Source organism: Hyphomicrobium zavarzinii ATCC 27496 (genome assembly GCF_000383415.1).
GTDB lineage: Bacteria > Pseudomonadota > Alphaproteobacteria > Rhizobiales > Hyphomicrobiaceae > Hyphomicrobium_C > Hyphomicrobium_C zavarzinii.
In genome coordinates this window covers 420,342-433,267 of record NZ_KB911259.1, presented here as the reverse complement: position 1 = coordinate 433,267, position 12,926 = coordinate 420,342, and the positions used below count along the sequence as shown (strand labels likewise).

Here is a 12,926-nt window from a genome sequence, read left to right as displayed (position 1 = left end):
AAGCGATCAGGCGATGAGCGGGCGCATCTGGGTAACGAAGCGCTCGCTCGTCACGTAGTCGTGGAGCGCGGTGAAGGCGTTGTTGGCGATCTCTTCGCGCAGGCTCGGCATGCCGACTAGCTCGCGGACCTTCTCCTCGAAATCGGCAAGGTCCCATCTCAGCGGTACGTAGGTCTTGCCAGGGACGAAGATGTCCGGGTCGGTCTCTATGTGCGACATGTCGGGTTTCAGCAACACCGAGCCGCTCATGATGGCCTCATAGTCGCGCCAGCAAACTTCGCCATAGCCGAAGGGACTGAAGCAGACCTTCGACGCCTGCAGCTCCTGCAGGTAGGCGACATGGCCGAGATTGCCGCCGGTCGCGACGTTCAGGTCTGCAATGGTTCCGAGCGCGTCGACGCATTCGGTTCGCATGGCCTGATACCAGGGCGTACCCTTGACGCCGAGGCGGGCGTGCACGTCAATCGGCTTCTCGCCCACGACCGGAGACGTGCCCAAAAAGCGATGCAGCATGAAGTCGGCTGTCACGAAAGATGGGCCGATGTGAAGTTTGTCGAGGAAGCCCGGGGGGATCGGGAATAGCCGCGTCTCCTCGGCAATTCCGAATTTCTTGCTGAAATGATCGACAAGGTTCGTGTCGCCGAGGGTCGGCTTGCCGTAAAGGGAGCGATCCCGCAGAACGTGCTTTTTCACATAGATCGCGATGTGCGGATCGAGGGCGTCCGCGAGCCTCAGGTCTGTCGGCGCGAACCAGTCCAGATAGACGATGCGGGCTTCAGGGTTCTGCTGTTTGAGGCGCTCCACGATGGCGATGAGCTCGTCACGGGGCGTGTGGAATTGCGTCTGGAAACAGACGGTGGTGGCGTCCCGGGGTGCGGGACTGTTGCCCCGCTCGTATTCCTCGATTGAGACCTCGCGGATCTCGGTGCCGTACTGGCGGCGGAGCGCGTCGGCATAGAAATGGAACGGGTAGATCTGGCTTTGGGGAATGCGCTCGTCGATGGTGACGAGGAGAAGCCGCGATGTGGCCGTTTTCGAGAACGGGCGATTGAGGAGCCATTTGCGCGCGGCGAAGCGGCCGGTGCGCTGGATGGCGCGGCGCATCTTTTCCAGGATCAGGCCGTGGCGATCAGATGCCATTGGTCGTCTCAGCGAGTTTGCGCGGCAGGTAGGTGTCGGTGACGAGGTCTCTCGATCGCGAGGCGTGGAGCCTGGCGTTGAGGGCCAGGAGGCGCTTGGCCTTCTCGGCATCGAGGCTTTCGAGGCAAAGCGCGTGCATACGGTAGATGTTGGCCGAGCTGCGGTGCAATTCCTTCGAACCCCTCAGGAAGTCCGCGGCCTCCTTGAAGGGCTTCTCCGGCCCGATGGCGAGGAGCATCGAGATGCCGTCCAAGGCGCTCGTGATCTTGTGGAACGGGTTCGGGCGCGTGTGCGGCAGGTTGCGGAAGCCTTCCTGGAAGGGCACATGGCGATGTGCGGGATAGGCTTTAGCGATGGCGTCGTTGTGCAGTTGCTGATCGCGCGTGACGCGATAGGGGAGGGAAAGGCCGAACTCGACGAACTCGGGGTCGAGGTAGGGACAGTAGATGGCCGCGGCGCTGCCGAACATGGAGGTGGGCACGAGGCCGATCTCACGACGGGTGCGGCTCCAGAACCAGAACGCCTGGTAGGGGTCGGGTGCTGAGGCATACTCCTGGATCGTCGTGCCGATGTAGTCGATCGCCTCGTCATCGCGTCCCGGCGCGTAAAGAGGGCCGGCGCCCCGGCCCCAGCTCGCTTGCGAGATCACCCTGCCGTGTCCGGCGATCATCCGCTGGGCGATGCCGGCGTAGTCTCCGCGTGAGGCAAGCTGGAAGTACTCCTCGGCGGAGTCGTCCGGGTTCGTCAGGATGTCGCCCGCGATGCCGTCGAGCGCGGCGCAGGGTTGGTCTGCAAGGTAGTCGTGCAGCGGCATCATCTGCGCGTGTTCGTCCGAGCATAGGCTCGTCAGGATCAACGTGCGCAGGATATCGCGCGAGCGCGATCTCGGGTGGCCGAGAATGGTGTGAGAGACGCCGACGCTCTCGCAGACCGCGCGCGCAGCGCGGGCTTCAGAGTTCAGCTCGCGGCCGCCATGGTGGAACGTCACGCAGGTCTTCGGCAGGCGGCCGAGGTGCTGCATTTCGAGCAGAATGTGGCGCGAGTCGCGCCCGCCGCTCAGCGGCAGCACGATGTCGTCGGTCCAAGCATCCAGGATGCGCGTCATGCTCTGGCGCGCAAGGTCGATGAAGCCGTCAACCGCGCCTTGCCGCGAGATCTCCCGGACCTGGGGAACCGTGGGGCCGCCTGTGACCGTGAACTCGCCGTTGCGCCATGTAAGACGCCCGCCCGGGGGAAGCACGCGAATGTTCTTGAACGGGGTGTCGTCGTTGATGAAGAGGCCGAGGCGGTAAAAGACCGCGAGGGCGCGATGGTCGAGCGTGGTGTCGGCGCCATCTGCGATCAATTGCAGGAGCGAGGGCGATACGCCGACGGTCTTGCCGTTCGCAAAGAAGAAGAGATTGAAGTAGCCAAACGGATCCACCTCAGCGACGAGGGTTTCGCCATCCCAGGACCAGGAGGCGAAGACCCCCGCGGGCCGGCCGCTCGTTGTTTCGTATTCGTTTCCGAGGCTGCAGGTGGTGTCTCCCGTCACCGAGACCTGGCCGTTCCGGCACTGAGCGGCGAAATGCGGCGGGGTGGTTTCGAAGACGGGCCAGCGGCGCGTGCGTTTTTGGTTTTGTTGAGCCGCGGCGGTCATAGACGTTTCCCCGAGCGCCCTCGGATCGTTGCCGACCGGCTTCCCGGCCTGTCCTGGGCTCTTTGTGCTTCCGAAAAGTGGCTTGGTTAAAACGGCGTCGATGAGCATGGGCTCGGCAACATGATGTGTCGGCAATTGGTTAGCCAAGCTATTGGCAAGCAACCGTAATCTCGTGCTCCGTTGTTCGAGCTCGCTCGATAAAACGGGTACGGGCCTGGTCGTTGCGATGTTTCGGTGTGTTACAGGCTAGCGCTAAAATATTCTGTAAAAGGCCGTGGGCAAATGACTTCGAACATCTTGGTTTCGAAGGTGGAGGCGGCCCGGCGCCCGGTCGCCGATTTACCGGCCTAGGGCGTAGAGCCGATGGCGTTGAGGGACGCCTGGTGCAGCCCATACCTTTCCAGCGCATCACGATTGCGCTGGCCCGCCGCCGCGAGGCTCGTAATGGCCTCGCACAGAGCGTTCAGAACGCCGTCCCGGTTCGACATATGCGGAAACTGGACATCGAGCTGCTTCACGACGCTTTCGTGAACATCGCGAAGGAGGTCCTTGGTGGCGGAATCGAACCTATCGGAGGATAGAAACTGCATCGCCCACTCCAGCCGCTCGAAAGAGGGGAGGCGCATATCGCGGATGCACTCTCGTCAGGCGGCTCCCAATCTCGCGACCGCCAATATATGCAACTTATCAGGAATACCGGTGTGTGTCCCCCTCTCATTGTCGATCGCTTCTCTGCCTCCAGCGAGGCCCGTCTTATCGGGCTTTTGCGTGGCCGCAGGCTGTGCCTTACTTCCGGAAGTCCACTAGCGCGTCGTCGCTCATCCGTTCTAAGGTTGCCCCGCGAGCTGGCGTTCACGCCGAACTGCCTGACATATCTATCGAAGTTGTGGCACGGGCGATCCTCCATACGGTCGGGGGATACCGCAGGTGCCGCGCCAGACGGGGCTTGAGACCTATGCTTAGACGACGTGCAACCGTAGCCGCTGCACAGGCGGCGATGGTCTTGGCTTTTCTTTCCGGAATTGCCGGGCCCGCCAGCGCAGGATACAGGCTGTGCGCGCTTCGCGACGGGCCACAGGGACCGTGCACGTGCAAGTCCGATGGCGACGGCGCAGGCAACTTCACTGTGGTGCCGAAGAGCCGCTGCCGCGCCGCGGACGCTGCCCAGAAAAAAGACGCGGCGGCGGCCCCCGCGGAAGGGACACAGCCTCAGGCGGCATCCTCCACTGCGCAGGCTCCGGCTGTTCCCGCTCCGGCGGCCGACCCGCCGCCTACCCAGGTCACGGAGCCTGCTCCTGCGTCCGCTGCCGAAGGAGCTTCTATCGTCACTGCCGCGTTACCGTCCGCTGCGTCGAAACTCGACGAGGTTCGCTCGCGCGGCAAGGTTCTGTGCGGAGTGAACACCGGGCTTTTGGGTTTCGCAGCGCAGACCGGCGCTGGTAGCTGGGCGGGGCTCGATGTCGAGTTCTGCCATGCGCTCGCGGCGGCGGTATTCGGCGATGCGAGCAAGGTGGATTTCGTGCCGCTCGAGACCAACGAGCGCTTCGACGCGCTGAAGAGCCAGAAGGTCGACATTCTCTCGCGCAACACCACCTGGACCATGTCGCGCGAGGTGGAGATGGGCCTGAGGTTTGCCGGCATTCTCTATTTCGATGGCCAGGGGTTCATGACGGGCAGCGAGCGCGGGCTCGTGTCCGCGCACCAGCTTTCGGGACTGAAGGTTTGCGTGGAATCCGGCACGACCACCGAGAAAAACATGGCCTACTATTTCAAGGCGCAGGGCATCGACGCGCAGGTTCAGGCCTTCCCGACGCGCGACGACATGCTGAAAGCCTATGGCAGCGGCGCATGCGATGCCTATTCGGGCGATCGCTCGGCACTGTTCTCGGATCGCGCTTCGTTCTCCGAGCCGGAAAAGCATGACATCCTGCCCGAGGTGATCTCCAAGGAGCCGCTCGGCCCGGCCGTGCTCAAGAGTGACGAGGAGTGGACGGAGATCGTGCGCTGGACGCTTGCCGGTCTCGTGAACGCGGAGGAGGTGGGGCTGGACAAGGCGGCGGCTTCCGGCGCGGGCTCTCTGAGCGACGATGCGCAGCGGCTCGTCGATGGCGCGGGTGCCAGCGGCGAGAAGCTGCGCCTCAAACGAACCTGGCTGCGCGATGTCGTGGCAGGAGTCGGGAACTACGGAGAGATGTTCGAGGCCAATGTCGGCAAGGGAAGCTCCCTCGGCATGGATCGTGGGCTCAACGCGCTGTGGAAGCGCGGCGGCATCCTGTCCGCTCCGCCCATGTGGTGATGCGTTTCACCTCCCCACAGGTCTCGAAGTCAGGCTTTGCTATGCGTCTCATCCCGGTCTCCAGGTTTCGTGCTTCCGCTCTCCGCGTCGTTTGGGCGTTGGCTGCGGTGTCGTGCGTCTCGATGCTCGCTGCCCATCCGGCCGCCGCGCAGCGGCAGCGGACGTTGCCGCCGGAGCCCAGCACCGTTCCCTGGGTGAGCCCGGCCGGCATCCAGGAGCTTCAGGGCGCGATTGCGAAGTATCAGGCGATCGTTTCCGCTGGCGGATGGCCGATGCTGCCCGCCCGTATTACGTTGCGGCCCGGGGATAGCGACGCGAACGTCGCCATCGTTCGCCGCCATCTCGAGATGACCGGGGACATGCGCCGCGGCGGCGATGCGTATCTGTTCGACGCGGCGTTGGAGGCGGGCGTCAAACGGTATCAGCTTCGCAACGGGCTCGAGCCTACGGGGATCGTGTACGGCATCACGCAGCGCTCGCTCAACGTGCCGGCCCAGACGCGGTTGCGCCAGCTTCAGCTCAATCTTGCGCGTATGCAGGAGCTGCTGCCGAAACTTTCGGCTCCGCGGCAGGTTCTCATGAACTCGGCGAGCTTCGAACTGCAGGCGCTCAACGGCGGGCAAGTGGAGCTGACGAGCAGAACGATCGCAGGGAAACGCGCGACGCCGACGCCCACCATCAGCGCGACGCTGCAAGCCCTCAACATCTATCCTTTCTGGCATGTGCCCGGGTCGATCGCGAAAGCCGCGCTCATTCCTGCGGTCCGAAAGGACCCCTCCTATCTCTACAAGGAGCGCATCCGCGTGTTCTCGACGTTCGGCGGCGAGGAGATCGATCCCTCGATGGTCAACTGGTGGGGGCCCGAAGCCGAGCGCTACGTGTTCCGGCAGGACCCGGGACCGCAGAATGCGCTGGGTCTCATCCGCTTCGACATGCCCAACAAGCAGATCGTGTACATGCACGATACGCCGATGAAGAACCTCTTCGATTATTACGAGCGGGCGAACAGCGCGGGCTGCGTGCGCGTGCAACGCTACGTGGATCTGGCCGATTGGCTTCTCGCGGGGCAGGACGGATGGAGCCGCGCGGGGATCGAGGCGGCGCTCGCCGAAGGTCGTGCCAAGACGATCAAGCTTGCGCGGCCCGTGCCTGTGCACTTCATCTATCTCACCGCGTGGGCCGAGAACGGCAACGTTCAGTTCCGCAACGATCTCTATAACCGCGACGACTCGGCGTTCGATCCCGGCGAGGATATCGCGTCGCGCACGTTCAACATGCCGGTGGCGCCCTAGAAGCCGTTCGCACTACGGTCTCGCGCGCATCACCTTGGTGTGGACGCGCGGCGTCGTCAGGATCGGCGCGTAGACGAACGTGAAGAGGGCGAACGCCGCGATCCAGGCCATGGCTGCCGCGCCGAGGAAGACGTTGGTAAGCTCGGGGGGCACCATCGGCGCCATAACGCGCAGCAGCGCGGCCAGAGTGACCAAGCCATAGGACCACACCACAAGGGGCGGCGCGATGAGGCGGCGCCCTGTGTGGCCGAGCGAGGCGCGGCTCATCACGGCAAGGATCATCGTACCGATGGCGCCGGTGCCGAACGCATGGCTCGCCATGGCGCTCGTCACCAGATCGGTCCAATTTGCCATCGCGTTCAGAACGAGCCCGATCACGATCCAGGCGTAACCCAGATGCAGGATCCAGACGATGGGCTCCTTGCGGGCCTCGACACCGCGCCACAGCGCGAGGCGCGCGCCGTTGAGTCCGGCAGCGATCAAGGCTGCGAGGCCAGCCAGTATGGTTGAAATGCCGGATGCGTCGATCAGTAGGAAGGCTACGATCGAGAGGATCGAGGTGGCGTCGAGCCAGACGATGCGGCTCGGCAGCCTGCTCGCCGGGCTGTGAATGTGCACCCAGTTGTGGGTGAAGGCGGGCACGATGCGGCCGGCGATGATGGCCGTCATCGTAATGACCAGCAGCATCGAGAAGCGGACCGCGGACAACGGAGAGGCATCTATATATCCGGCGTTGGCCAGATGGAATGACACGTTTCCGAGCGTCAGCGCCGCAATGATGGCCAGGAAGACGAGATTGCGCGGCATCGGCTTCACGAGAAGCTGGCGCGCGGCGAAGGCTCCGATCAGGGGTAGGAACAGAACGTCGATGGTGGCCGCGAGGGCATAGGGAATGGTGCCGGACAGTCCCATGGCGAGGCGCCCGGCCAGCCAGGCCGCGAATGACACGACAAGTGGAAGGCCGGAGAGGGGTAGCCCGCCTGTCCAGTTGGGCACGGCCGTGAGCAAGAAGCCGGCAAGCGCGGCGCCCGCAAAGCCGAACACCATTTCGTGCGCGTGCCAGGCGAACGGCGATCCCGCAACCGGCAGCCAGTCCTGCGCGCCGCCTCCGGCCGCAAGCGCGATCCAGATCGTCCAGATGCCCATTGCCAGTGCGGAGAAGATGCCCGCGCCGAGAAAGAACGGCCGGAATCCGTATGAGAAGAAAGCATCGAAGCTGGGACGCGCGCCGCTCGGCGCGAGCCGTTGCGAGGGATGGGGAACGGGTGAGAACGTCATCTGTGGCATGCGCCGGAAACAAACCGAATGGCTTCTCCGGTCTCCCTGCTTCATGACTGGTGCGCTCACGCTAGCGCTTTGTCGCAGGGGGCTGCTTAACCGGGGTCAACCGGGGCGCGTGTGCCAGCTCAGAAGCCTTCGTCTCCGCGTTCGGTCGACTCGATGAACTGCTTGAGCAGGGCGATATCGACGATCGTCACGTTTTCGCGGTCCACGCTGACGCCGAGCGGGCGGAGTTTTCCCAAGGCGCGCGAGAGGCTTTCGGGCTTCATGCCGAGGCGGTTGGCGATCAGCGCCTTCTCGTAGGGAAGCTCGATGGTGCAGCCGCCTTCGCGCACCGGACAGAGGCGCAATAGAAAATCTGCGATGCGCTGGGGTGCGGAGAGAAGCTTGATATGCTCGATCTGCTCGACGAGCGCTTTCAGGTGATAGGACGAGGAAGCCAGCATGGAGAGGGCAAGATCCGGCTGCTCACGGATGCGGCGTCGCAAGGTTTGTCCGTCGATCCGCAGAAGCCGCGAGCTGGTCACGACCTCGGCGCTGACGGGATAGCGCCCGCCGATGAACATGGCGCCTTCCGCGAAGGTCTCGCCGCGCCGGAATACGCCGACGACCGCTTCGGCGCCGTCGGGCGTGACGCGATAGAGCTTCACCCACCCATCAAGGACCACGAAGAACGAGTTCGCGCTCTCTCCCTGCTGGAAGAGCATTTCTCCCTTTCGGTGGACTGTCACGGTTTGGTTGCCGATGACGGAAACTGCAACCTCTTGCGGCATGGTGCCAAAGAGCGGGGTCGAGCGGACGATTTGCCAGTCTGTCGGATCCATTTTCCTCGCTCTTCCGGAGATGCCCCTCGGGGATCGGGGCCTTGCTGCTCCGTGCCTCGCGCCGCAGCTCAATAGCCTCGCACACTAGCACTTTTTGTTCTCTCCCTGCTTTGTGCCAGCGTCTCGCAGCTCAATCAACCGCTAGCCCCCTTGACCCCGGTTAAGGATCTCAGGGGATGCCATCGATACCTATGGGGCTCATCACGCGCAGCCGCCCTTGCGGCGTGGAAGTTGGGAGCCGGCGGTGCCGTTACGGATCTTGCGAGGATACCAATCTGCCGGGCTGCCGGGCTTCGCACTCCTTCTTTGTGCCTCCCTTCTGCTCACCTCGCTCGGTTACGCGCCGGCTGCCTATTCCGCGGGTTTTGGCGCGTATACGGCTGACGTAAAGCCCGCTGACGTCTTCCCCGGCGCTGAGACATTCGGGCCCGCGGAGGGCAAGCCAAAAGCCATCCCCGCGCTCAAGGGCGGTAAGATCGCCGGCTACGTCTTCGAGACGTCCGACATCGGCTACTCAGGCAAGCCGATCCGCATTCTCGCGGGTATCGATGTGGCGGGCGTGTTCACCGGTGCGAAAGTCATCGAGCATCATGAGCCGATCCTCTTGGTCGGGATTGCGCCGGAAGAGCTGTTCGGCTTCGTCGGCCGTTTTGCCGGGCGCAACATCGTCGAGATGTCCAAGGAGAGCGCCTCGAAATCGGTCGATGTGATTTCCGGGGCGACCGTGACTGCGGTCGTGATTACCGACGGTGTCATGCGTGGGGCGCTGGCCGTCGCGAAATCGCGGGGGATTGCAGGGTTTCCACCACCGGCGGCCGGGGCGTCTGCCGGGCAATCCCCTGCTGCCCGGAGCGTGCTCGCGGAAATACCCTATACTCCCGCCGACTGGGCCCAATTGATCGGGGATGGCTCCGTCCGACGCCTGCATCTCCTCAACAAGGACGTGGATGCGGAGTTTCTGAAGATCGGCGTGGGGAGCCCCGAGCCTTACGCGCGTGCCGGTGTGCCGGACGCCGACTTCATCGATCTGCATCTCGGGCTTTTCAATATCGAGACGATCGGGCGCTCACTGGTGCCGGAGGTGGACTACAAGCGGCTCGCATCGTGGCTCGAGCCTGGACAGTCCGCTCTGATCATCGCGGCGAGCGGCGATTACAGCTTCCGGGGCTCGGGCTTCGTTCGCGGCGGTATTTTCGATCGCATCCAGCTCGTGCAGGATGACCAGACGATCCTGTTCAAAGACAAGGACTATCGCCGGGTCGACAGCCTCAAGCCACCCAATCCCGAATTCAGCGAGGTTGGGTTGTTCCGGGTGCCTGCCTCGGCCAGGTTCGACCCCACGAAGCCGTTCCGGCTCGAGCTTCTGGTGCAGCGGCCGACAGGCGCCACCAGCAAGGCGTTCACCAGCTTTTCGCTCTCCTATCAGACACCCCAGCGGTTCCTCGCGACCGCCGCGGCTCCAGCGCCGCAACCGGAGCCTGTCGCGTCTGCGCCCGATCCGGGTGCTCACGAAAGCGCGGCGCAGGCCGATGCTCTGTGGCCGAAGATCTGGCGCGCACGTGTGCTGGACGTCGTCATTCTCGCGATCTCACTCGCCATCCTGACAGGCATCTTCTTCTTCCAGGATTGGCTGGTGAAGAAGCCCGTCATGTTCGCGCGCCTGCGGACAGCCTTTCTGCTGTTCAGTGTGCTTTGGATCGGGCTCTACGCAAAGGCGCAGCTTTCCGTCGTCAATGTTCTCACTTTCGCAAATGCGATCGTTACCGAGTTCCGCTGGGACTATTTCCTGCTCGAGCCGTTGATCTTCATCTTGTGGTGCGCGACAGCCGTCTCGCTGATCTTCTGGGGCCGTGGGGCGTACTGCGGATGGCTGTGCCCGTTTGGATCGTTGCAGGAGCTTCTCAATCACGGGGCGCGGCGCCTCGGCATCCGGCAGATCACCGTGCCGTTCTACGTGCACGAGCGTCTGTGGGCGCTGAAGTACATCCTGTTCCTCGGTCTTTTCGGCGTCTCGCTCGGGAACATGGCTTTCGCCGAACAGCTTGCGGAAATCGAGCCGTTCAAGACGGTGGTTCTGCTGCGCTTCATGCGCGAGTGGTGGTTTGTGCTGTTCGCGCTTTCGCTGCTCACGGCGGGCCTCTTCATCGAGCGCTTCTATTGCCGCTATCTCTGCGTTCTCGGCGCGGCGCTCGCCATGCCTGGGCGCGGGCGCATGTTCAACTGGCTGAAGCGGCGCAAGCAGTGCGGCTATGAATGCCAGCTCTGCGCCAAGAACTGCATGGTGCAAGCCATCCATCCGCTGGGCGAGATCAATCCCAACGAGTGCCTCTACTGCATGCACTGCCAGGTCATCTACTCGGATGATCACGCCTGCCCGCCGCTCGTCATGAAGCGCGAAGGCAGAGGCAAGAAAGCGGCGGCCAAGCGCGATGCTGTTCAGGCTGCGCCGGCACAAGTGCCCGCCAAGCCGCCGGCGCCGATCGAGATCACGTACAGCACCAAGGAGAAGAGTCATGTCTAAGTCAGATCAAGAAGGCCTGAGCAGGCGTGACCTGCTGGGTTCCGGAATAACGGCGGCGACGGCCGCGGGCGTTGCCGGTCTCGCAACGGGAGGAACGGCGGTTCTTATCGCGCGGCCTGAAACAGCCCGCGCCGACAACGATAGCGATGCGCATGCAAAGGTCGCCATCGCGCCCGGAAAGCTCGACGAGTATTACGGGTTCTGGTCGGGCGGCCATTCCGGAGAGGTGCGCGTTCTCGGTCTTCCGTCGATGCGCGAGCTGATGCGCATACCGGTTTTCAATCATTGCAGCGCCACGGGCTGGGGCATCACCAACGAAAGCCTCCAGGTTCTCACGGAAGGCCTGACGCCGGAGAGTCGCGAGTATCTCGCTTCGATCGGGCTGAAGACGTACATCAACGGAGATACGCACCATCCGCGTCCCTCCTATACGGACGGCGCCTACGACGGGCGCTACCTCTTCATCAACGACAAGGCCAACTCGCGTGTCGCGCGCATTCGCCTCGACGTGATGAAGTGCGACAAGATCATCCAGGTTCCGAACGCGCATTCGGTCCACGGTCTGCGCCTGCAACGCTACCCGAGGACCGGCTACGTGTTCTGTAACGGCGAGAACCGCGCGCCGATCCCGAATGTTGGAAAGCTTCTCGACGAGCCGAAGAAGTGGAGCTCGGTGTTCTCGGCCATCGACGGCGATACCATGCAGGTTGCCTGGCAGGTGATCGTGTCCGGCAACCTGGACAACAATGACGCGGACTACAAGGGCCGCTACATCGCGTCCACGAGCTACAACGCGGAGGAAGGCACCACGGTCGCCGAGATGACGGCGAGCGACAAGGATCACATCGTGGTGTTCAACATCCCCGCGATCGAGAAAGCGATCAAGGACGGCAAGTACACCGAGATCAATGGCGTGAAGGTGGTCGATGGACGCAAGACGTCGACACTCGGCGTCACCGTCTATGTGCCCGTGGCCAACAGCCCCCATGGCTGCAACGCCGCGCCGGACGGAAAGCATCTCGTCATCAACGGCAAGCTCTCGCCCACGGTGACGATCTTCGACTGGGACAAGTTCGACGACGTGTTCGCCGGCAAGATCAAGGGCGAGGAGGCCATCGTCGGCAATCTCGAGGTCGGCCTTGGACCGCTCCACACGACTTTCGACGGAAAGGGCAACGCCTACACCTCCCTCTTCCTCGACAGTCAGGTCGTGAAGTGGAATATCGGCGAAGCTATCCGTGCCTACAACGGCGAGAAGGTCAACCCGATCAAGCAGAAGATCGACGTGCACTACCAGGTTGGCCACATCAACGCCACCCACGGCGAGACCAAGGAGGCCGACGGCAAGTGGGCCATCGCGCTCTGCAAGTTCTCGAAGGACCGCTTCCTCAACGTCGGTCCGTTGAAGCCCGAGAACGATCAGCTCATCGACATCTCGGGCGACAAGATGGTGCTGGTGCATGACGGCCCGACCTTCGCCGAGCCGCATGACGCGACCATCGTGCACGCGTCCAAGCTCAATCCGGTCGAGGTGTGGAAGAAGGACGACCCGTTCTTCAAGTTCGCGATGGACTGGGCCAAGAAGGACGGCATCAAGCTCGGTGACGACAACAAGGTGATCCGCGACGGGGACAAGGTGCGCGTCTACATGACGTCTGCGGCGCCTGCGTTCGGCCTCGAGAACTTCCGCGTGAAGAAGGGCGATGAGGTGACGGTGTTCGTCACCAACATCGACGACGTGGTCGATCTCACGCACGGCTTCACCATCGTCGACTACGGCGTCGCCATGGAGATCGGTCCGCAGGCCACGTCCTCGGTCACCTTCAAGGCCAACAAGCCGGGCGTTCATTACTACTACTGCCAGTGGTTCTGCCACGCGCTCCACATGGAGATGTCGGGACAGATGCTGGTCGAGGACACGGGAGTCTAACGC

The 12,926-nt window shown here is 63.2% G+C and carries 9 protein-coding genes; 4 read left to right on the top strand and 5 right to left on the bottom strand.

The features are described 5' to 3' along the window. Nucleotides 1-6: 6 nt before the first annotated feature. From F812_RS0116430 to F812_RS0116420, 3 genes are all read right to left on the bottom strand, one after another. Nucleotides 7-1,140: a glycosyltransferase gene (locus F812_RS0116430; RefSeq protein WP_020087082.1), complete on the bottom strand. Its 1,134-nt coding sequence runs from the start codon at nt 1,138-1,140 to the stop codon at nt 7-9. Next, a complete protein-coding gene (locus F812_RS26840) occupies nt 1,130-2,779 on the bottom strand; it encodes an asparagine synthetase B family protein (RefSeq protein ID WP_198011217.1) in 1,650 nt (549 codons plus the stop codon). The genes F812_RS0116430 and F812_RS26840 overlap by 11 nt, the downstream gene beginning before the upstream one ends. A gap of 347 nt (nt 2,780-3,126) precedes the next feature. After that, on the bottom strand, nt 3,127-3,369 hold the full coding sequence (locus F812_RS0116420) for a hypothetical protein (protein WP_156827468.1): 243 nt from the start codon (nt 3,367-3,369) through the stop codon (nt 3,127-3,129). A gap of 365 nt (nt 3,370-3,734) precedes the next feature. Between F812_RS0116420 and F812_RS24295 the strand changes: the two genes are divergently transcribed. Beyond that, a complete protein-coding gene (locus tag F812_RS24295; RefSeq protein WP_198011216.1) occupies nt 3,735-5,075 on the top strand; it encodes an amino acid ABC transporter substrate-binding protein in 1,341 nt (446 codons plus the stop codon). A gap of 122 nt (nt 5,076-5,197) precedes the next feature. Beyond that, entirely contained in the window at nt 5,198-6,367 is a 1,170-nt protein-coding gene (locus tag F812_RS24290) for a L,D-transpeptidase family protein (protein WP_198011215.1), read from the top strand. A 12-nt stretch (nt 6,368-6,379) separates the two neighbouring features. On the opposite strand, the gene F812_RS24285 is transcribed toward F812_RS24290, so the two are convergent. Together F812_RS24285 and F812_RS0116400 are read right to left on the bottom strand one after the other, a co-directional pair. Beyond that, nucleotides 6,380-7,645, bottom strand: a complete 1,266-nt coding sequence (locus F812_RS24285; protein WP_020087078.1) for an NnrS family protein — start codon at nt 7,643-7,645, stop codon at nt 6,380-6,382. A 128-nt stretch (nt 7,646-7,773) separates the two neighbouring features. After that, entirely contained in the window at nt 7,774-8,472 is a 699-nt protein-coding gene (locus tag F812_RS0116400; protein WP_020087077.1) for a Crp/Fnr family transcriptional regulator, read from the bottom strand. Between the two features lie 244 nt (nt 8,473-8,716). On the opposite strand from F812_RS0116400, the gene F812_RS24280 reads away from it, so the two are divergent. Both F812_RS24280 and nosZ read left to right on the top strand, forming a co-directional pair. Further along, nucleotides 8,717-10,993, top strand: coding sequence for a NosR/NirI family protein (locus F812_RS24280; RefSeq protein WP_156827467.1), 2,277 nt, complete (start codon nt 8,717-8,719; stop codon nt 10,991-10,993). Beyond that, on the top strand, nt 10,986-12,923 hold the full coding sequence (nosZ, locus tag F812_RS0116390; protein ID WP_020087075.1) for a TAT-dependent nitrous-oxide reductase: 1,938 nt from the start codon (nt 10,986-10,988) through the stop codon (nt 12,921-12,923). Before F812_RS24280 ends, nosZ begins: the two co-directional genes overlap by 8 nt. Nucleotides 12,924-12,926 lie beyond the last annotated feature (3 nt).

Bases quoted from the DNA above. Each gene is read 5' to 3' on its own strand.
- F812_RS26840 (WP_198011217.1), bottom strand. From the start codon at position 2,779: ATGACCGCCGCGGCTCAACAAAACCAAAAACGCACGCGCCGCTGGCCC.
- F812_RS0116430 (WP_020087082.1), bottom strand. From the start codon at position 1,140: ATGGCATCTGATCGCCACGGCCTGATCCTGGAAAAGATGCGCCGCGCC.
- F812_RS24295 (WP_198011216.1), top strand. From the start codon at position 3,735: ATGCTTAGACGACGTGCAACCGTAGCCGCTGCACAGGCGGCGATGGTC.
- F812_RS24285 (WP_020087078.1), bottom strand. From the start codon at position 7,645: ATGACGTTCTCACCCGTTCCCCATCCCTCGCAACGGCTCGCGCCGAGC.
- F812_RS24290 (WP_198011215.1), top strand. From the start codon at position 5,198: ATGCTCGCTGCCCATCCGGCCGCCGCGCAGCGGCAGCGGACGTTGCCG.
- F812_RS0116420 (WP_156827468.1), bottom strand. From the start codon at position 3,369: ATGCAGTTTCTATCCTCCGATAGGTTCGATTCCGCCACCAAGGACCTC.
- nosZ (WP_020087075.1), top strand. From the start codon at position 10,986: ATGTCTAAGTCAGATCAAGAAGGCCTGAGCAGGCGTGACCTGCTGGGT.
- F812_RS0116400 (WP_020087077.1), bottom strand. From the start codon at position 8,472: ATGGATCCGACAGACTGGCAAATCGTCCGCTCGACCCCGCTCTTTGGC.